Origin of the sequence: Luedemannella flava (genome assembly GCF_039528515.1) — a bacterium.
GTDB classification, from domain to species: Bacteria; Actinomycetota; Actinomycetes; order Mycobacteriales; family Micromonosporaceae; genus Luedemannella; species Luedemannella flava.
The window spans coordinates 30,973-50,970 of the sequence record NZ_BAAALT010000050.1 but is presented as its reverse complement, the minus strand read 5'-3'; the positions used below and the strand labels follow the sequence as shown (position 1 = coordinate 50,970).

General features: G+C 72.4%; 14 protein-coding genes and 3 pseudogenes. 8 read left to right on the top strand and 9 right to left on the bottom strand.

The window, feature by feature from the left end:
• The 4 genes and pseudogenes from ABD211_RS10005 to ABD211_RS09990 form a co-directional block, all read left to right on the top strand.
• Nucleotides 1-529, top strand: a pseudogene (locus ABD211_RS10005) (hypothetical protein); the annotation flags it as partial.
• A gap of 65 nt (nt 530-594) precedes the next feature.
• Nucleotides 595-1,917, top strand: coding sequence for an MFS transporter (locus ABD211_RS10000; RefSeq protein ID WP_344128617.1), 1,323 nt, complete (start codon nt 595-597; stop codon nt 1,915-1,917).
• 56 nt (nt 1,918-1,973) lie between these two features.
• Nucleotides 1,974-6,350 carry a DUF7927 domain-containing protein gene (locus tag ABD211_RS09995; protein ID WP_344128615.1) on the top strand — a complete coding sequence of 1,459 codons (4,377 nt, stop codon included), beginning with the start codon at nt 1,974-1,976 and terminating at the stop codon, nt 6,348-6,350.
• A 169-nt stretch (nt 6,351-6,519) separates the two neighbouring features.
• Entirely contained in the window at nt 6,520-8,352 is a 1,833-nt protein-coding gene (locus ABD211_RS09990; RefSeq protein WP_344128613.1) for an NHL domain-containing thioredoxin family protein, read from the top strand.
• A 92-nt stretch (nt 8,353-8,444) separates the two neighbouring features.
• On the opposite strand, the gene ABD211_RS09985 is transcribed toward ABD211_RS09990, so the two are convergent.
• The 3 genes from ABD211_RS09985 to ABD211_RS09975 are packed head-to-tail and all read right to left on the bottom strand — an operon-like array spanning nt 8,445 to nt 10,706.
• Nucleotides 8,445-9,200 carry a LamB/YcsF family protein gene (locus ABD211_RS09985; RefSeq protein WP_344128611.1) on the bottom strand — a complete coding sequence of 252 codons (756 nt, stop codon included), beginning with the start codon at nt 9,198-9,200 and terminating at the stop codon, nt 8,445-8,447.
• Nucleotides 9,184-10,056 carry a 5-oxoprolinase subunit C family protein gene (locus tag ABD211_RS09980; RefSeq protein ID WP_344128609.1) on the bottom strand — a complete coding sequence of 291 codons (873 nt, stop codon included), beginning with the start codon at nt 10,054-10,056 and terminating at the stop codon, nt 9,184-9,186. The genes ABD211_RS09985 and ABD211_RS09980 overlap by 17 nt, the downstream gene beginning before the upstream one ends.
• A complete protein-coding gene (locus ABD211_RS09975; protein WP_344128607.1) occupies nt 10,053-10,706 on the bottom strand; it encodes a 5-oxoprolinase subunit B family protein in 654 nt (217 codons plus the stop codon). Before ABD211_RS09975 ends, ABD211_RS09980 begins: the two co-directional genes overlap by 4 nt.
• A 113-nt stretch (nt 10,707-10,819) precedes the next feature.
• Here ABD211_RS09975 and trhA point away from each other — a divergent pair, with 113 nt between their 5' ends.
• On the top strand, nt 10,820-11,497 hold the full coding sequence (trhA, locus tag ABD211_RS09970; protein WP_344128606.1) for a PAQR family membrane homeostasis protein TrhA: 678 nt from the start codon (nt 10,820-10,822) through the stop codon (nt 11,495-11,497).
• A gap of 70 nt (nt 11,498-11,567) precedes the next feature.
• A complete protein-coding gene (locus ABD211_RS09965) occupies nt 11,568-12,074 on the top strand; it encodes a SixA phosphatase family protein (RefSeq protein ID WP_425560389.1) in 507 nt (168 codons plus the stop codon).
• Nucleotides 12,075-12,194: 120 nt separating this feature from the next.
• On the opposite strand, the gene ABD211_RS09960 is transcribed toward ABD211_RS09965, so the two are convergent.
• The 5 genes and pseudogenes from ABD211_RS09960 to ABD211_RS09940 all read right to left on the bottom strand — a co-directional run bounded on the left by ABD211_RS09960 (nt 12,195) and on the right by ABD211_RS09940 (nt 17,983).
• Nucleotides 12,195-14,054, bottom strand: coding sequence for an acyl-CoA dehydrogenase (locus ABD211_RS09960; protein WP_344128602.1), 1,860 nt, complete (start codon nt 14,052-14,054; stop codon nt 12,195-12,197).
• Nucleotides 14,055-14,238: 184 nt separating this feature from the next.
• Nucleotides 14,239-14,772 (bottom strand): endonuclease domain-containing protein, encoded by a 534-nt coding sequence (locus ABD211_RS09955; protein ID WP_344128600.1) that lies wholly within the window; start codon nt 14,770-14,772, stop codon nt 14,239-14,241.
• Nucleotides 14,773-15,440: 668 nt separating this feature from the next.
• Nucleotides 15,441-16,529, bottom strand: a pseudogene (locus ABD211_RS09950) (PP2C family protein-serine/threonine phosphatase); the annotation flags it as partial.
• Between the two features lie 177 nt (nt 16,530-16,706).
• Entirely contained in the window at nt 16,707-17,279 is a 573-nt protein-coding gene (locus ABD211_RS09945) for a septal ring lytic transglycosylase RlpA family protein (protein WP_344128596.1), read from the bottom strand.
• A 125-nt stretch (nt 17,280-17,404) separates the two neighbouring features.
• Nucleotides 17,405-17,983: a sigma-70 family RNA polymerase sigma factor gene (locus ABD211_RS09940; protein ID WP_344128594.1), complete on the bottom strand. Its 579-nt coding sequence runs from the start codon at nt 17,981-17,983 to the stop codon at nt 17,405-17,407.
• Nucleotides 17,984-18,085: 102 nt separating this feature from the next.
• Here ABD211_RS09940 and ABD211_RS33870 point away from each other — a divergent pair.
• Nucleotides 18,086-18,184: pseudogene (locus ABD211_RS33870) on the top strand (zf-HC2 domain-containing protein); the annotation flags it as partial.
• 417 nt (nt 18,185-18,601) lie between these two features.
• The gene (locus ABD211_RS09935; RefSeq protein WP_344128593.1) at nt 18,602-18,949 is read left to right on the top strand and encodes a hypothetical protein; all 348 of its coding nucleotides are present in this window, start codon (nt 18,602-18,604) and stop codon (nt 18,947-18,949) included.
• Nucleotides 18,950-19,062: 113 nt separating this feature from the next.
• On the opposite strand, the gene ABD211_RS09930 is transcribed toward ABD211_RS09935, so the two are convergent.
• Entirely contained in the window at nt 19,063-19,983 is a 921-nt protein-coding gene (locus ABD211_RS09930) for a phosphatase PAP2 family protein (RefSeq protein WP_425560388.1), read from the bottom strand.
• Nucleotides 19,984-19,998: the final 15 nt, after the last annotated feature.

Genomic DNA, 19,998 nt, shown 5'->3' with positions numbered 1-19,998 from the left:
GGCCCCGCCGCAAGCCCCGCCCGCCGCCCCGGCCTGGCAGGCGCCGGCCACCCCCAACCAGGGTCCGCAGACCTACGGCGCGCCCGCGCCGGGCGTCTTCGGCGGCGCCAACGCCCCGCAGGGGCAGTCGCCCCGCGGTGACTACGGCCGTCCGGGCGCTGAGCCGCCCGCGCCGGCCGCGCCGACCGGCGGCTGGCCGTACGTGGGCGGTCCCGCGCCGGCCCCGAAGTCGCGCAAGGGCCTGGTCATCATCCTCGCCATCGTCGGGGCCGTGATCGTCATCGGCGGCGCGGCCGCGATCGGTTTCCTCGCCCTCGGCGGCACGGGCGACGACTACAAGGTCGGCGCGTGCGTCCGCCAGGACGGCACGGGCGCGGCGGTGGTCGACTGTTCCACCAGCGGCGCCTACAAGATCACCAACCGGGTGGCGAGCGTGGACAAGTGCCCCGACCCGTCGCAGCCGGCGATCGTGCTCAAGTCGGCGACGAAGTCCGACGAGGTGGCCTGCCTGGCGCCCGCCGCCAGCTGAGCCGCTGACGGGGCGCGGGCGAAAACCGCTCGCGTCCTGTCACACCCCCGGCCCAGACTGCGGAGATGCTCCGCGCCGCCCTGCCCCGCCGCCCCGAGGCCCGCCGCATCCTGGCGGGCACGGCCGTCTCCGCGATCGGCCGCGGCCTCACCCTGCCGTTCCTGTTCATCTACCTGCACCAGGTGCGGGGCATCGAGGCCGGCATGGTCGGCCTGCTCATCGGCTGGTTCGGTGTCGTCGCGCTGGTCGTCGCCCCGTTCGGCGGCACGCTGGTCGACCGCTTCGGCGCCCGCCGCGTCGTGCTGCCGCTGTTCCTCCTCGACGCGGCCGGCGTGGGTGCGCTCGCGTTCGTGCACAACGTCCCGACCGCGTTCGCGGTGCTGACGGTCTCGGCGCTCGGCGGGCCGGCGCTGTGGTCGGCGCAGAACACCATCCTCGCCTCGCTCACCGACGCCGACGAACAGCAGAAGACCTTCGGGTTGTCCTTCACCCTGCTCAACCTGGGCATCGGCATCGGCGGCATGTTGTCCGGCCTGATCGTGGACGTGGCCGACCCGGCCACGTTCCAGCTCCTCTACGCGCTGGACGCGCTCACCTACGTGATCCCGTTCGGCATTCTGCTCAGCATGCCCGCGGTCGGCCGCCGGCTGGTCGACCCCCCGACCACCAGACAGAAGACCCAGGGTGGGTACTCGCTGGTCCTTCGCGACCGCGCGTTCCTGCGGTTCATCCTGTTCGGCCTCGTGCTCACCAGTTGTGGGTACGCCCAGATCGAGGTGGGCTTCGCCGCGTTCACCACGGTGATCGCGGGCGCGCCGGCCCGGGCCGTCGGCTGGGCGCTGGCGGCCAATACCGTGGTCATCGTGGTGTCGCAGCTGTTCGTGCTGAAGTGGCTCGAGGGTCGCAGCCGCACCGGGGCGCTCGCGGGCGCGGCCGCCGTCATGGGCTTCTCGTGGCTGGTTCTCGGCGCGGCGGGCATGGCCGGGCAGCGCGGCGCGGCGGTGCTGGCGATCGTCGGCGTCATCGCCTGCGCGGCGATCTTCGCGGCGGGCGAGACGCTCCTGTCCCCGGTGATGCCGGCCATCACCAACGCCCTGGCCACCGACGCGGTGCGGGGGCGGTACAACGCGCTGAGCTCGATGATCTGGGGTCTGAGCGGCATCATCGGCCCGGTGACGGCCGCCCCGCTCATCGGCGCGCACCGGTCCACCCTGTGGGTCATCATGGTCACCGCGGGGTGCGCCCTGGCGGCGGTCATGGCGCTGAGCCTGCGCGCCCGCCTGACGCCGGCGCAGGATGGTCGGGACCTGCCGTCCGCCGCCGACGTTCCGGGCCAGCGCGACGGGTCTGAGGCCGAGCTCCCGAAATCATCTCGGACATCCGTTTGAACGCTGTTAATGCGAAAGATTGCTATTTCGGGTGATAGCAGTGCTATTAAACATTCGTGGCGATTGACCAGGGACCGGTCCTTTCTGGGCGACCGCGGCGCCGTCTGCGACCGCCGGTCATCCTCGCGGCCCTGATCGGGCTGCTGAGCTGGCCGGGCGGCGTGCTGCCGGCGACCGCGACGGTGACCCCCGCCCCGGGTCGCGCCCCCGGCGACACCACGGCCTGCACGGACACCGCCTACCTGAGCCGGGCCATCGCGGCGAACGGGTCGCGCGTGCAGCTCTTCGAACTGGACCTCACCGCCGGCACCATGACCGCCATCCCCGGCACCGACAACGTCGCCTACAACGCCATCGGCGCCAGCGGCGTCGACGGCCACATCTACGGCATCGTGGTCGGCCAGCGCCAGTTCATCGACATCGACCCGATCAACCGCACGAACGTCATCCGGCCCGTGCGCAACAGCACGACCAACGTCGCCCTGCCCGCCGGCGACTACACGTCCGGCGCGACGTCGCTGGACGGGACCATCCTGTACGTCGTCGACCTCGACACCCGCGACGCCTACCGGATCAACGTCAACAGCGCGGACACGGCCAACTTCGGCCGCTTCATCAGCAAGACCACGATGAGCGCCGCGCCGGCCATCCGCGACCTCGCGTTCAACCCGGGCGACGGCTTCGCGTACTCGGTCGACAACAGCGGCAACCTGTGGCGCCTGGCGTTCGCCCCTACCGGCGCGACCACGACGCTGACGAACCTGGGGCGCAAGGTGCCCGCCTCGGCCCGCTACTACGGCGCCGTGTACTTCGACGCGGTCGGCAACATGTTCGTCTCCCGCAACGACGGCCCGATCTTCCAGCTCGACCTGAGCGCGTCCACGGCCGCCGATCCGATCGCCGGCAGCGCCGTCGCCGCGGGCATCCAGGTCGGGACGGGCAGCGACGTCAACGTCAACGACGGTGCCGGCTGCCTCGTCGCCCACGACTACGGTGACGCCCCCGACTCGTACCACACGTCGAAGGACGACAACGGGCCGTCGAACCCGATCGCGTTGACGCGCACCGTGGGGCTCGGCGCCGACGTCTCCAGCGAGCAGGACGCCCGCATGCCGCACGACGGCCTGGGCGACACCCTGGAGGACGCGTTCACCGCGCCGCTGCCCGCCCTGCTGACGACCGCCACCAGCATGTCCGCCAGCGCCGCGGTGACCAACACGTCCGGCGCCACGGCCACGCTGGCCGCCTGGCTGGACGCCGACCGCAACGGCGCCTTCGACGCCGGCGAGCGGATCACCGCCCCGGTGCCGGCCGGTGCCACCAGCGTGCCGTTGACGTGGTCCGGTCTGTCCGGCCTGGGGTCCGGGCAGAGCTACGTCCGCCTGCGGATCTACGCCGGCACGGTCGCCAACCCGTCACCCGTCGGGTCGAGCACCGTGCAGGGCGAGGTCGAGGACGTCCGCCTCACCATCCGGTCCCAGCAGTTGGTGATCTCAAAGACCGCCAGCCGTACGGCCGTGCAGCTCGGCGACCGCGTCACGTACACCATCACCGTCCACAACCCGGGCACGGACGACTATCCGGGCGCCGCGATCACGGACAACCTCACCGAGGTCCTCGACGACGCGACCTGGGACGACACCGCCGCCGCGACCGGGTCGCCAGTGCCGTCCGCGCCGACCTACACGGCGCCCAGGCTGGCCTGGACCGGCAACGTGCCGGCCGGCGGGACCGTCACGATCACGTACTCGGTGACCGTCCCGACGACCGTCCCGCACACCGGCGACTGGGGGATGACCAACGTCGTGACCGGGCCGGCCGGCAGCAACTGCCAGACCGGCAGCACCGACCCGCGCTGCACCACCACCGTGCCCGTACGCCACCTGGTGATCGGGAAGACGGCGAGCGTGGACTCGGCCGCCCCCGGCGACACGGTCACCTACACCGTGACCGCCAGGAATGTCAGCCCGACCGACTACCCGGGTGCGACGATCAGCGACAACCTCACCGGGGACCTGGACGACGCCGCCTACGGTGGCGACGCGACCGCGACGGGCTCGTGGACCGGCACCGCGCCGGCCGCGCCGACCTACAGCGCGCCGACCGTCAGCTGGACGGGCCTGATCCCGGCGGACGGCACCCTGACCATCACCTACACCCTGGTGGTGGCCGACCCGGGCACCGGCGACAAGCGCATGCGCAACGCGGTCGTGGGCCCCGACGACTCCAACTGCCCGGTCGGCTCCACCGATCCTGACTGCGACGACGTCGTCATCATCCGGGCGCTCATCGTCAGCAAGTCCGTGACCCCGGCGGTCGCGGCGCCCGGCCAGACGGTGACGTACACGGTCACGCTGCGCAACGCTGGCCAGGCCGACTACCCGAACGCCACGATGTCCGACAACCTGGCCACGGGCGTGCTCGACGACGCGGCCTACAACAACGACGCGGCCGCGACCGGCACGCCGACGCCGCCGACACCCACGTACGCGACGTCGACTGTCTCCTGGCAGGGCACCGTGCCCGCGGGTCAGACCGTCACGATCACGTACTCGGTCACGGTGAACGATCCCGACGAGGGCGACCACCGGCTGACCAACCTCGTCGTCGGCCCCGCCGACTCCAACTGCGCCGAGCCCGCCCCGGCCGACGACTGCGGCACGACCGTGCCCGTACCGCAGCTGACCATCGCCAAGGACGTCGCGGTGAGCGACGCGTCCGGCCCGTTGGCGGTCGCGGTGCCCGGCGCGACCGTGACGTACACGGTGACGCTGACCAACCCGCTGGCCGACCTCGACTTCCCGGGCGCGACGGTCACCGACGACCTGACCGACGTGCTCAAGGACGCGACCTACGTCGGCGCCACGTCGCAGGGCGCGCCGAAGCCGCCCGACCCGGTGTTCACCTCGCCGAACCTCACCTGGGGCGGCGACGTGCCGGCCGGTCGCACCATCACCCTCACGTACTCCGTGAAGATCAAGGACCCGAACCCGGGTGACTGGTCGCTGCGCAACACGGTCGTCGGCCCGGCCAACTCCAACTGCGCCACCGGTTCGACCGACCCGGTCTGCGGCACCGTCGTCGACGTCGCCGACCTGGTCATCAACAAGGTGGCCAACCGGACCCAGGTCGAACCGGGCGGGCTGGTCACCTACACGATCACCGTGACCAACCCGGGCGTCGCGACGTACCCGGCCGCCCGGATCGGCGACCCGCTGTCCAGCGTGCTCGACGACGCCGTGTACGAGGGCCCGGCCACCAGCACCCGCGGGGTGGCGCCGACGTTCGGCGGCGGGTTCGTGACCTGGACCGGTGACGTGCCGGGCGGTGAGACCGTCACCCTGCGGTACTCCGTGCGGGTCAACAGCCCGGACACGGGCGACCGCCGACTGCGCAACGCGGTCGTCGGCCCGCCGGCCTCCAACTGCGCGACCGTCGACCTGCCCGAACCGTGCGCGACGGACGTACCCGTGGTCGGCCTGCACATCGCCAAGGCCGTACGCACGCAGCACGCCGGCTCGACCACGGCGCAACCGGGTGAGGTCGTGACCTACCAGGTGACGATCACGAACACCGGCACCGCCACGTACGCCGACGCGACCGTCACCGACGACCTCGCCGACGTCCTCGACGACGCGACCGTCACCGGCACGGCGACCGCCTCGTCCGGCGCGGCGCCCACGATCGACGCGTCCGGGTTGTCCTGGACCGGCGACGTGACGACGGCCGAGCCGGTGGTCCTGACGTACCAGGTGAAGATCAACAATCCGGACACCGGCGACCGCCGCCTCGCCAACGTGGTCGTCGGCCCGCCGCTGTCCAACTGCCCCAGGGTCGACCCGGCGCCCGAGTGCGCGACGACCGTCGCGGTCCCGGCCCTGGCCATCACGAAGAGGGCCAGCGTGGACACGGCGGCGCCCGGTGACGTCGTGACGTACACGGTGACGCTGACCAACACCGGCACCGGCGACCTCGACCCGGCCAACTACACGGACAACCTCACCGGGGTACTCGACGACGCCGCGTACGGCGGCGACGCCCGCGCGTCCGCCGGTCCCGCGCCCGCGTACAGCGAGCCGCGCATGACCTGGAACGGCCCGCTCGCGGCCGGCGCCTCGGTGACGATCACCTACACCGTGACCGTGGCTGACCCGCACCTGGGCGACGGCCGGCTCACCAACGTGGTCGCCTCGACCACGCCGGGCTCGAACTGCGCGGCGGGCTCGACCGACACCCGCTGCCGCGCCGTGGTGACCGTCGCCGGGCCGACGGTGATCCCGGTGATCGGTCCGGTTCCGTCGGGCACGCTGCCCGTGACCGGCGGCCCGGCGGGCCCGATCGTCCCCTGGTCGGCCGGCTTCATCCTGCTCGGCCTCGTCCTGTTCGCGGCCAGCCACCTGCACCGCCGCCCAGCGGGCCGACACCGGGTGTGACGCGTTTGAATCTTGGGGCCGTCACCGTCCCATAGGCCGTTAGCGGCCCCAAGACTCAGTTCGAGGCTCGCTGAAGGATGTGGCGGACCGCCGTCCGGGACAGCAGCAGCGCCAGGATCAGGGCGGTTAGCTGGGCGCGCGTGCGGTAGGCCTGCCCTCGTCGGGCAGGATGGTGGTCATGGCACGGGTACGGGCGCCGGAGCTGCGCGGACGGGGTTGGCTGAACACGGGTGGGCGCGACCTGACCCTGAACGATCTGCGCGGCAAGATCGTCGTACTCGACTTCTGGACCTTTTGTTGTATCAACTGCCTCCATGTCCTCGACGAGCTGCGGCCGCTGGAGGAGCGCTACGGCGACGTGCTCGTGATCATCGGGGTGCACTCGCCCAAGTTCGAGCACGAGAAGGACCCGGCCGCGCTCGCGGCGGCCGTGGAGCGCTACGGCGTCGCCCACCCCGTGCTCGACGACCCCGAGCTGAGCATGTGGCGTCAGTACGCCGCGAAGGCCTGGCCGACGCTCAACGTCATCGACCCCGAGGGGTACGTCGTCGCCGCGATGGCGGGCGAGGGCCACGCCGAGGGCCTGGCGCGCCTGATCGACGAGCTGATCGCGACGCACGAGGCGAAGGGCACGCTCCGGCGCGGCGACGGCCCGTACGTCCCGCCCGCCGACACCTCGACCACGCTGCGCTTCCCCGGCAAGGCGATCGCGCTGCCCAACAGGAACCTGCTGGTCGCCGACTCCGCCCAGCACAGCCTCGTCGAGCTCGCCCCGGACGGCGAGACGCTCGTCCGCCGGATCGGCTCCGGCGAGCGGGGTGACGCGGACGGCCCGGCCGAGAAGGCGAGCTTCAACGAGCCGGCCGGCCTGTGCCTGCTCCCGCGTCACGAGGCCGGGATCGCCGGCTACGACCTCGTCGTCGCCGACACCGTCAACCACAAGCTGCGCGGCGTGAACCTGACCACCGGCGAGGTCACCACCGTCGCCGGCACCGGCAACGCCTGGCGCTCGACCGTCGACACGGTCGCGCACGACGCCCTGGCCGCCGACCTGTCGTCCCCGTGGGACCTGGCCTGGTTCGACGGCCGGGTGGTGATCGCCATGGCGGGCATCCACCAGCTCTGGTGGTACGACCCGGTCAAGCGCACCACCGGGGTGTACGCCGGCACGACCGTCGAGGCGCTGCGCGACGGCGCGCTCGACCAGGTCTGGATGGCCCAGCCGTCGGGCCTGTCGGTGAGCGCCGACGGGACGACCCTGTGGATCGCCGACTCCGAGTCCTCGGCGCTGCGCTACGTCCGCGACGGCGCGATGCACACGGCCGTCGGCCAGGGCCTGTTCGACTTCGGTCACGTGGACGGCCCGGCGACCGACGCCCTGTTCCAGCACCCGCTGGGCGTGGGCGCGCTGCCCGACGGCGCGGTCCTGGTCGCGGACACCTACAACGGCGCCGTACGCCGCTACGACCCGGCGTCGAAGACCGTCTCCACGGTGACGACCGGACTGGCGGAGCCGAGCGACATCGTCCTCACCGAGGACGGCGGCGTGATCATCGTCGAGTCGGCCGCACACCGGCTGACCCGACTGGCCCCCGGCGCCCTGGCCGAGGCCGGCGCGGTCGCCGGCGCCCGCCAGCACACCGAGCGCCCGCCGACCCTGCTCACGCCCGGCGAGGTGACCCTCGACGTCATCTTCACCCCGGCCCCGGGCCAGAAGCTGGACGATTCGTTCGGCCCGTCCACGCGCCTGGTGGTCTCCGCCTCGCCACCCGAACTGCTGCTGGAGGGCGCCGGCACCGGCCCGGAGCTGTCCCGCCGCCTCCTGATCGCCGCCGGCGTCCCGAACGGGGTCCTCCAGGTCACGGCCCAGGCCGCCACCTGCGACGCCGAAGCGGAACACGCCGCCTGCCACCTGACCCGCCAGGACTGGGGCGTCCCGGTCCAGATCACGGACGCAGGCACCCCCCGCCTCCCGTTGATCCTCCGCGGCCTCGACGCCTGACCCCACCCGTAATGGGACGTAGCCTGCAGGTTCTGCTGTTTCCAGAAGGTCGCGTAGCAGCAGAACCTGCAGGTCACGCGCGATCTTGACCGTCAGGTCGCCGACGTGAAGGGCGCGACGCGCACGCCCGCCGACGCGAGGGCCGCGCGGACCGCGTGGGCCAGCGCGACCGCCCCGGGAGTGTCGCCGTGCAGGCAGATGGACTCCACCGGGACCTCGATCGTCTCCCCGGTGACCGCCACCAGCGTCCCGGTCGTCGCGAGCTGCACGACCCGGGCGCACACCGCCTCGGTCGACGTGATCAGCGCCCCGGGCGCCGACCGCGCCACCAGGCGTCCGGACGCCAGGTACCCCCGGTCCGCGAACCCCTCCGCGACCACCCGCAGCCCGGCGCCGGCCGCGAGCACGGCGAGTCGCGACCCCGGCTGGCACAGCACCGGCAGCCGCCCGGCCGCGACCACCGCGTCGACCACGGCCGACGCCTGACCGTCGTCGACGGCCGCCACGTTGTAGAGCGCCCCGTGCGGCTTCACGTACCGCACCGAGGTTCCCTCCGACGCGGCCAGCAGAGACAGCGCCCCGACCTGATAGACGATCTCGTCGCGCAGCTCGTCGTGGGCGTACTCGATGCGTCGGCGCCCGAACCCCGCGAGGTCGCGGTAGCCCACCTGGGCGCCCACCGACACCCCCGACGACGCGGCGCCGGCACACACCCGCCGCATCGTCGACGCGTCGCCCGCGTGGAACCCGCACGCCACGTTCGCCGAGGTCACCACGGACAGCAGGGCGTCGTCGTCGCCGAGTCGCCACGCCCCGAACCCCTCGCCCAGGTCAGCGTTGAGGTCCATGCCCGCCCGTCTGCCGGAACCGCACGGCCGCGCCGGGCCGCGCCTGCGCGAGCAGCGGCAGGTCCGCCGCGTCGACCACCGCGATCACCGGGTACCCACCGGTCGTCGGATGGTCCGCGAGGAACACCAGCGGCTGCCCGTCCGCGGGCACCTGCACCGCGCCGAGGACGATCCCCTCGCTGGGCAGCTCACCGGCCACCGCGCGGGTCAGGCTGGGGCCTGTGAGCCGCGCGCCGACCCGGTTGCTCTTCATGCTCAGCGAGTACGCGGTGCCGAGCAGCGTGCCGATCGCCTCGTCGGTGAACCAGTCGTCGCGGGGGCCGAGGCTGATGGCGAGCGTGATCTCGTCCCACCGGGTGCGCCGGCCGCGGACCGTGTCGAGGATCGTCGGGTCGTGCCAGGTCATGCCGAGCGGCAGCCGGTCGCCCGCCTTCAGCGGCGACGGCCCGAGCCCGGACAGCGTGTCGGTGGCCCGGCTGCCGAGCACCTCGGGGACGACGACCCCGCCGGCAAAGGCGACGTAGGTCCGCACCCCGGTGCGCGGTGGCTTGATCTCCACCGTGGAGCCGGGCGCGAGCACGAGCGGCGCGCAGAACGGTGCCGTCCCGCCGTCGACGAGCACCTCGGTCGGCGCGCCCGTGACGGCGACGACCGTCGACACGTGGGTGCGGAACGCGCAGCCGCGCATGGTGACCTCGAGCCCCGCGGCGCCCGTGACGTTGCCGGCGAGCTGGTTCGCGAGCTCCAACGCGGGCACGTCCAGCGCCCCGGAGCGCGGCACGCCGAGGTGCGCCCAGCCGGGGCGGCCGAGGTCCTGCACGGTCGTGAGCAGGCCCGGTTGGGTTATCTCGATCATCGCGCGGCCTCGAGGGGCACCGGCTCGTCGCGGGTGGCGGCGACTGCCACCAGCCGCACCCGCTTACCCGGGGTGAGCAGAGCCGGGGGGTCGGCGGTCACGTCGAAGAGGGTCACGTCGGTGCGGCCGATCAGCCGCCAGCCGCCGGGCGAGGCGGTGGGGTAGATCCCGACGTACTCGCCGCCCAGGGCGACCGAGCCGGCCGGGACGCGCTGGCGCGGGGTGTCCAGGCGCGGCATCGCGAGCTCGGGCGGCAGGCCGGTCAGGTAGCCCCAGCCGGGGGAGAAGCCGCAGAACGCCACGCGCAGTTCGGTGGCCGAGAGGCGCTCGATCACGCCGGCCTCGTCGGTGCCCCAGGCGGCGGCCACGTCGGCGAGGTCCTCACCGTCGTACTCGACGGGGATTCTGATGAGGTCGCCGGTCGCGGGGCCGGCGGCCGGCGGCGGACCCCAGCCGCCGACGAGGGTGGCCGTGGTCGCGACGTCGGTGACGCCGTCGAGCAGGATGGTGCGCGCGCCGGGCACGATCTCGATCGCGCGCAGCTCACCGACGGCGCGGCGGCGCAGGAGCTCGGCGCGCCAGGCGTCGACCTCGTCGCCGTCGGCGAGTTCGAGCAGGACGGCGTGGACGCCGACGCGCAGGATCCGCACCCGCCCATCCTGCCCTTTGCGGCGCCATAACGGGAGATCCGGACGGGGAGTGGCGGTGAAAACAGTCACTACTAGCTGGTAACTTACGGTTCCGTAACCGTAAGATGTCGGGCGTGACGACGCTATCCCCTATCCGACTGCGCCCCGTTGACCTGGGCAAGCCGCGGATGCGCGGCTGGCTGCACGCGTACGCGTTCTTCGCCGCCGCGGTGTGCGGCATGGTGCTGTGCTCGCTCGCCGCCGCGCGGCCGGGCGTGGCGCCGCTGGTGAGCTGCGCCATCTACAGCATCACGGTGTGCGCGCTGTTCGGCACGAGCGCGCTCTACCACCGTCGCGTGTGGAGCCCGCGCGGCTACCAGATCATGCGCCGGCTCGACCACACCATGATCTTCGTCTTCATCGCGGGCACGTACACGCCGTTCTGCGTGCTGCTGCTCTCCCCCACGAAGGCGACCGTCCTGCTCGCCATCGTGTGGACCGGCGCGCTGGGCGGCGTGATCATGAAGCTCGCCTGGCCGCACGGGCCGCGCTGGGTGTCCGCGCCGCTCTACCTCGCGCTGGGCTGGGTCGCCGTGGCCGTGCTGCCCGACCTGCTGCACCGCGGCGGCGTCGCGGCCCTGGTGCTGCTGCTCGTCGGCGGCGCCGCGTACAGCGTCGGCGCGGTGTTCTACGCGCTGCGCCGGCCCAACCCGTGGCCCACCGTCTTCGGCCACCACGAGTTCTTCCACGCCTGCACACTGGTCGCCGCAATCTGCCACCATGTCGCGATTTACTTCGCCCTGTACGCCTGAACGATGGTTTGTGTTCGCCGTACCGTGACCAGACCGAGACGGCGCGGCGTCCTGACAGTGTCCCCCGACGGTGCACGATGATCGGGTGACCATCCGGACGCTCGCCATCCTGCGGCACGCCAAGGCGGACAACCCGCCGGGCGTCGCGGACCTCGACCGTCCGTTGACGCCCCGCGGCCACGCGGACGCGACCGCCGCCGGCGCCTGGCTGGCCGCGAAGGCGATCCTGCCGGATCTGGTGATCTGCTCCCCGGCCCGGCGCACCCGCGAGACCTGGCACGGCGTCGCCCTCGGGCTGAGCGCCGCCCCCGTCGTCATCTACGAGCGCGCCGTCTACACCGGCGACGTCGACGACCTGCTCGGCCTCGTCACCGAGATCGACGACACCATGCCGACCGTGCTGCTGATCGGGCACAACCCGACCGTGTCACAGTTGTCGGCCCAGCTCGACCCGGCCCACGCCGACGACGACGGCCTGCGCACCTGCGGGCTCGCCGTGCACACCTCGGACGCCTTGTGGTCGTCCTGGTCGGAGGCGGCCCTCGTCGGCAGCCACACCGCCCGTGCGGAGGCCTGACCCTCCGCACGCCGAAAGCTTCGCGCAGATAGAGAGACACTGAGGGGCGGCACGCGCGCGTGCCGCCCCTCAGTTATGACACCGCCGGACCTGCCCCCACCGGGCCGACCCGACGGGCCGTCAGAACGCCTCTTCCGGCAGGTCCATCACGTCGAGCGTGGTGCGCTCCACGATGACCTTGTCGCTGCTCAGGCGCGGGAGCACCTCGCGGGCGAAGAACCGGGCCGAGGCGACCTTGCCCTCGTAGAAGTTCTTGTCCGCGTCGGACAGGCCGCCGCGGCCCAGGGCCGCCAGCGCGACCTCGGCCTGCTTCTGCAGCAGCCAGCCGACCACCAGGTCACCGAGGGCGAGCAGCACCCGGCGGGAGCTCAGCCCCACCTTGTACAGCTCGCGGGTCTCGCCGGCCTGCACGGCGCCGAGCCAGCCGAGCATCGTGCCGAGCATGGCCTGCACGTCGGCCAGGGCGGTGCCGAGCGCCAGGCGCTCCTCCTTGAGCTGCCCGTTGCCGGCCTCGGCGTCCAGGAAGGCCTGGATCTCGCCGGCGACCGTCATGAGGGCCTTGCCGTTGTTCTTGACGATCTTCCGGAAGATCAGGTCGAGGCTCTGGATGGCCGTGGTGCCCTCGTAGAGCGTGTCGATCTTCGAGTCGCGGACGTACTGCTCCAGCGGGTAGTCCTGCAGGAAGCCCGAACCGCCGAACGTCTGCAGCGACTCGTGACCCAGCAGCTCGTACGCCCGCTCCGAGCCGACGCCCTTGACCAGCGGCAGCAGCAGGTCGTTGACCTTCTCGGCGTGCCTGGCGGCCTTCTCGTCGCCCGCGTCCAGGGCGATGCGCATCTTGTCCTGCCAGCTTGACGTGTAGCAGACCAGGGCGCGCAGGCCCTCCGCGTACGCCTTCTGCAGGGCCAGCGAGCGGCGCACGTCCGGGTGGTGGGTGATCGTCACCCGGGGGGCCGCCTTGTTGGCGTTCTCGACCAGGTCGGCGCCCTGCACGCGCGACTTCGCGTACTCGAGGGCGTTGAGGTAGCCCGTCGACAGGGTCGCGATCGCCTTCGTGCCCACCATCATCCGGGCGTACTCGATGATCATGAACATCTGGCGGATGCCCTCGTGCACCTCGCCCATCAGCCAGCCCTTGGCCGGAACGCCGTGCTGACCGAAGGTCAGCTCGCAGGTGTTCGAGACCTTGATGCCCATCTTGTGCTCGACGTTCGTCGCGTAGACGCCGTTGCGCTCGCCCAGCTCGCCGGTCTCCGGGTCAAAGTGGATCTTCGGTACGACGAACAGGCTCAGGCCCTTCGTGCCCGGGCCGCCCGCGCCCTCCGTGTCGACCGGCCGGGCGAGCACGTAGTGGATGATGTTGTCGGTCAGGTCGTGCTCGCCGGACGTGATGAAGCGCTTCACGCCCTCGATGTGCCAGGAGCCGTCGGCCTGCGGGAACGCCTTCGTGCGCCCCGCGCCCACGTCCGAGCCGGCGTCCGGCTCGGTCAGCACCATCGTCGAGCCCCACTGCTTGTCGACGAAGATCTGCGCCCACTTCTTCTGCTCCGGCGTGCCCTCGCGGTAGAGGGTGTGCGCGAAGCTCGGGCCGGACGCGTACATCCAGATGGGGGCGTTCGCGCCGAGGATCATCTCGGCCAGCGACCACCACAGCATCCGGGGCGCGTTCGTGCCGCCCAGGTCGGCGGGTAGGTCCATGCGCCAGAACTCGCTGCCCATGAACGTGTGGTACGAGTCCTTGAACGCCTGCGGCAGCGGCGCGGTGAAGGTGTTCGGGTCGAACACGGGCGGGTTCCGGTCGGAGACCGCGTAGCTCGGCGCGAGGATGTCCCTCGCGATCCGCTCCATCTCCTCGAGAATGCTCCGGGCCGTCTCCCCATCGATCTCGGAGTACGGTCCGGTGCCGAGCACTTGATCAGCGCCAAAGACCTCGAAGAGGTTGAACTCCAGGTCACGCCGGTTGCTCTTGTAATGGCTCATGGCCGGGATCCCCTCTGCGACGCGGTTACTCACGAGTAACCCACTCTATTACCCCCCGGTAACCGCCCGCGTGTGATCCACGTCACACCCTGAGGGCGCTCCGCGCCCTCCCTGCTGCAAAAGTCGACTTCTGCACCGAATGGCGGCCCATATAACCACCGAAGGTCGACCTTTGCAGAGTTGATCACCGCCGGGCGGAGATCGCGCCGCGGATTTCGTGGAGGAGGGTGGGGCGGTTGGAGCGCAGGGTGTCCGCTGTTACGTGGATGATCAGCCAGCCGGCGGCCTGGAGGCGGTTGAGGCGGCGGCGATCTCGTTGGAGCTGCTCCGTCGTGGCGTGCCAGGCGCCGTCGTACTCGATCGCGATGCGCCACCGGGGGTAGGCGAGATCCACGCGGGCGACGAAGCCGGACTCGTCGCGAATCTCCCACTGCACCTCCGGTGTGGGCAGACCCCCGAGCACGATGGCCAGCCGCAGCCGGGACTCCTGCGGCGACTCCGCCCGACCGTCGGCGAGGGCGATAACCCGGTCACAGCGGCGCGCTCCGCGAGGTCCGAGCGTCCTTCGTCGCTTTGCGACATACGTCCGTAGTTCGGCTGGGGTAACAAGCCGGTCCCGCAGGAAGCGGTCAACGAGGACGACCGCCTCCTCGACGGAACACCATTGGGCCAGGTCCCAGCAGGTTCTCGGTGGCGTGGTGACCCGCGTGCCCCGCACTACGCACACGTCGGACGGATCCACCCGAGCCTTGTGCGGCACCAACCCTTCAACCCGTGAGACAAGACCCGGCGGCATGAGAGCCTCCACCGGATCGTCGCACCCGCTCAGGCCCGGTCCGAGGAGCGTGGCCGCGGACCGTCCGGTGATCACTCCGTCCGCCGACAGTGCGAAGGCCGCGACGGCCCGGCACCGTAGCTCGTGAGTGGGCGGCACGGATGAGTCGACGTAGACGCCCCGTATCACGGAGCGCCAGGCGCTGCTGCGCAACGCGGCCCTGGTCAGGAGCCCGTTCGCGACGGCGGTGGGGCCGTGGAAGAGGCGGCCGCGTAAGGCGGGTGGGCGGTGGGGACGGCGTGGCATGGGGTCATCGTTGCCGCTGCGGGCGCGTTCGGGAGTCGCCCTGTGCATAAGTCGGTGCCCTGTGGACAGTCGGGCGGGTCACCGTATCCGTCTAAAGGGGACGACACCGGACGTGAATCGCGTTCGTTGGCAGTTCATGATGTCGTTCTTCCAGTCGCTGTTCGCGCCGCACTATCCGAAAAACTACGTCGGGCGTCACCGGGCGCGGTACGCGATTCCGTTGCCGGTCAGCCTGCCTTCGCTGCGCCGGGGCTGACGACCGGGGTCGGTTCGGCGGGGCGTCGGGCGACCGGGGACGGGGGTGGTGTGCCGGCGATCTCCCAGCTCGGCACCGTGGGCTCCGCGGGCGGACGGGCGCCCGTGTACTCCAGCAGGAGCAGCGCGATGTCGTCGTCGAGGCGGCCGCGGACCCACTCGGTCAGCGCGCTCTCCAGCGAGGCGAGGCCGTGCTCGACGGTGCCGTGGCCGAGCAGGGCCCAGGCCCGGTCGGTGGTCGGGAAGAACTCGCCGGCCCGGCGGGCCTCGGCCAGGCCGTCGGTGTAGAGCAGCAGGCGGTCGCCGGGCTCGAGACGCTCGGTGCGCACCTGCGGCACCGGCCCGAAGCCGAGCGGCGGCGCGGGTGCCGGCGGGTCGAGCGGGATGACCTGGCCGCGCCGCAGGAGCAGGGGCGCCGGGTGGCCGCAGTTGTAGACCGAGAGGGTGCCGCCGCGCTCCTCGATGACGGCGGCGGTGACGAAGTCCTCCTCGCCGACGGAGCGGACCACGGCGTGGTCGAGGTCGGCGACGATGGCGCGCAGCTCGGCCCGTTCGAAGGCCGCGTGCCGGAACGACCCGAGGACGTTGATCGCGAGGCGGATCGCGTCGATGCCCTTGCCCCGCACGTCCCCGATGATCATGCGTACGCCGTACCGCGTCTCGACCGCCTCGTAGAGGTCGCCGCCGATGTCGGCCGCCGCGCTCGCGGACACGTACCGGCCGGCGACGGTGAGCTGGCCGATCTGCGGGCCGATGGGGCGCAGCACCGCCTCCTGGGCGATGGCGACCAGCCGGGAGAGCTCCGCGTACCGCTCCTCCTGGCGTTGGCGCACCATGCTCACCGCGACGGCCACCGCCGTGGCGAGGACCATGGCGGTCACCCGGATCACCCCGTACAGGTCGAAGCCGTCCGGGTCGACGAGGCTGAAGGCCAGCGTGAGCGCGGTGCAGATCGCGCCGATCGTCACCACGTACCGCCAGCGGACGAACGAGGCGGCGAGGAACGGGGCGGCGGACAGCCAGCCGGCGTAGTGCAGCATCGGACCGTCGAAGATCTCGAACCCGGTGACGAACACGATGAGAGCGCCGGCCGCGGCGAGGCCGGCGCGCGCCTCCGGGTTCAGCGGTTCTCTGGCCACGACATTCTCTCGTCCATCAGGGCGAAGCTTGCCCCTTCAGCATGCCGGAACGTGGTCGTTTTGCTGATCCGCCGGACCTGAAGGTGACCGGGCGGCGGCCGCTTCGACCCGTTCGGTCGGACGCCTTAGGCGAAGCCCCTACCTACGAGTAAGACCCCGCTGAGGGGGTCTTAGCGGTCAGTTGGCGAGCACCTCGAACGTGACCCGGACCACGCCGTCCGACGCCCTGGCGATCCTGGAGAACGCGGCTGCCGACAGGTCCAGGCAGCGGTCCTCGAGGGCCGGACCACGGTCGTTGATCCGGACCACGACGGACTTCCCGGTGGACGGGTTGGTGACCCGCACCCGGGTGTCGAACGGCAGCGTGCGGTGGGCCGCCGTGAGCGCCGTCGGGTCGAACGCCTCGCCGCTCGCGGTGCCCTGCGGCTCGTCGTAGAACGACACGTCGCAGGTGCCGCTCGCGACGACCTTGCCGCCGGTCGCGGGCGCCGCCGCCGTCCCGCGGGCACTGCCGCGGTCGGCACGGTCCGCGGTCCGCTCCGGGTCCGCGAAGGACCCCAGGGAGTACGTGCTGGGAGCGGCGGTCTGGGTCGCCGGCGCCGCGGTGACGCGCAGAACGGCCCCGGCCCCGCCGACGAGCAGGCCGGCCACGGTGAGCGTGGCCGCCAGCCGGCCGAGCCTGCGGGAACGGGCGCGTCGCTGGCGCGGTGTGATCCGGCCGCCGTGTCGGGCGGAGTAGCGGTCGCTCACGTGACCATCCTTCTCGGGGGCGGCAGGGCCGACGATGAAGATAACGAACGCGTCACGGCAGCCGTCAAGTCGAGTGGGCGGTTATACCCGAATCATGTCCTATGTGATGCCGGAAGGGTGAAACGTCAGCCGATCCGGCGGGTGCGTCCGACGCCGGTGCCGTCGAGCGCGGCCGCGAGGTCGGCGCGGGCGCGGGCCACCCGCGACCGGATGGTGCCGATCGGGCACTCGCAGACCTCGGCGGCCTCCTCGTAGCTCATGCCGAGCAGCTGGGTGGCCACGAACGCCTCGCGCCGGTCGTCGGGCAGCGCGCGGACGAGGTCGATGAGGAGCACCCCGTCCTCGAAACCGGCCCGCTGGCCGCCCGCGGTGGCCTCGGCCGCCGACTGCCAGTCGGCCAGGTCGGCCGCCCGGGGCCGGCGGGTCACGTGGCGGATGTGGTCGACCGCGACGCGCCGGGCGATGGAGAGCAGCCACGTGCGCGCGCCGGAGAGCCCGGCGAACCCGGGCAGTGCCCGCATCGCCCGCAGGTACGTCTCCTGGGCCAGGTCCTCGGCCAGCCCGGCCCCGACCAGGTACGCCAGGAAGCGGAGCAGGTCGGACTGGGTCGCGGCGACGAAGGCACCCGCGGCCCCGCGGTCACCGCGCCCGGCTGCCAGCGCCAGCTGAGTGATCTCAGAGTCATCGATGCGCGTCCCTGGCATCCGGTCAGGGTAGTGCATGCCACCGCGACCCGCCCAACGCCCACGCGTGACAACTTCGTCCCTGGTGGGAACCACACTGGACGCGGCGACGACTATGGGTGCATGGGGTGCGAGGAATTTCGTGAGGCACTGTCCGCCCGCCTGGACGGCGAATCGGAACCGATCGACGCGTCGCTGACGGACGCCCACGTATCCGCGTGCCCGCCCTGCGCCACCTGGTACGACGCGGCCGCGACGGTAACCCGCCTGTCCCGCCTCCGCCCAGCGCAACCACCCCCCACCCTCGCCCCCGAAACCCTCGCGACCATCCTCGCCGCCGCGCCCGCCCCTTCCGCCCCTCCCGGCCGACGTTTGGACCGTTCCGCCCGGAATTCCGCCCCGGATAACGTTCCTGACGGTCCGAACGCCGAAAAGAGCGGCGGGCGGTGGGTGAGTGGGTTGTGGTGGGGGTTGGGTGGGTTGGGGGCGGCGCAGTTGCTGCTCGGGGTGGCGCAGATCGGGAGTGCGTCGGCGGATCACTGGCATGTGGGGGCGGGCGGTGGGGTTACCGCGGGGCATCTGTGGCATGAGTCAGCTGCCTGGAATGTCGCGATCGGGGCGGCGTTTTTGTGGATCTCGGTGCGGCGGACGCGGCCGGCCGGGAGTCTGCCGATCCTGACCGCGTTCCTGGCCGTGCTGGCGCTGGTGAGCGTCGGTGACGCGCTCAGCGGCCGGGTCGAGTGGACCCGACTGGCCAGTCACGGCGTACTCGTCGCGGGTTATCTGATCCTGCTGGCCCTGCGCCGGCTCGGCGAGGAGGGCACCCCGCCCGGCGCCCGCGCGGACGGAACGCGCCGCTGGAGCGTCCGGTTCGACGCCCCGGCGGACCCGGCCGAGGGCACGGCCGCGCTGCTCCGTTTCCCGGCACCGCCACCCGCGACCGCCAGCGCCGACCGGCGCACCGCTGAGCAGACCCGCGCCGCGTAGGTTGCCCGCGCGCTCAGGGGACCGGCGTCGGCCGCCCCACCGTCTGCCGAGCGGGCCGGGCTTCCTTGCACGGCCGCCGCGGAGCAGGGCCGGACCGCTAGGTAGCGCACCGCTTACTGTGCGGCGGCCACCAGCGCCGGGACGTGCTCCGGCCGTGGCGGGACCACGCGGTGCACGGTCGCCAGGACGGCGGCCATCATGAGCGCGGCCGTGGCGGTGATGGCCGCGGCGCTGCCCGCGTAGACGAGGAACAGCTGCTTGCGCGTCATCTCCTCCGGCGGGTTCACCAGCCCGGAGTCGGCCCAGTTCAGCGCGCCGACCGCGACCGCCAGCGCGAACACGCCGACCAGCCCCAGGCTGGCCGCGGCCAGGACGTTGGTGCGGCGCGCCTCGACCGCCGCCTCGTCGCGCCGCTGACCGACGAGCAGGACGAGCCCGCCCAGCGCGGCCCAGCAGCCGACGATCAGGAGTGCGGCGACCGCGTCGCTGGGCCGGTGCCAGCCGGCGGACATCGTGGCGACACCGGCGAGCGCCGCGTAGGCCGCGCCGGCCACGCCCGCCACGCCGCGCATCGCGACGGGCAGCACGAGGACGAGCGCGACGGCCACCGACGCGGCGACCGTGGTGTGGCCGCTGGGCAGGCTGTTGCCGACCGCCTCGCGGCCGGGGTCGATGCCGAAGTCGGGCCGGTAGAGCGCGTGTTTGAGCAGCTGCGACGTCACGTTGGCGCCGGCGATGAGGCCGCCGGCGACGAGGGCGAGCAGCACCCGGCCGCGGGCCAGGGCGATGAGCACGATGACGGCGGTCGCGGCGGCCAGCGAGGCGACCGACACGGCGTCGAGCACCCGGGAGACGAGCGGCTCGACCGTGTCGTGGCCGATCGTGTTGCCGACCAGCGCGGCCGTGTCGACGAGCTGCCCGTGCGCCGTGCGGACGGAGAACCGCCAGACGGCGAGGAGCGCGGCGGCCTGGAGGAGCCCCACGAGGACCAGCCACGCCGCGGTCGACCCGAAGCCCCGGTTGCGCATACGCAAAGGTATCCGTCGGGA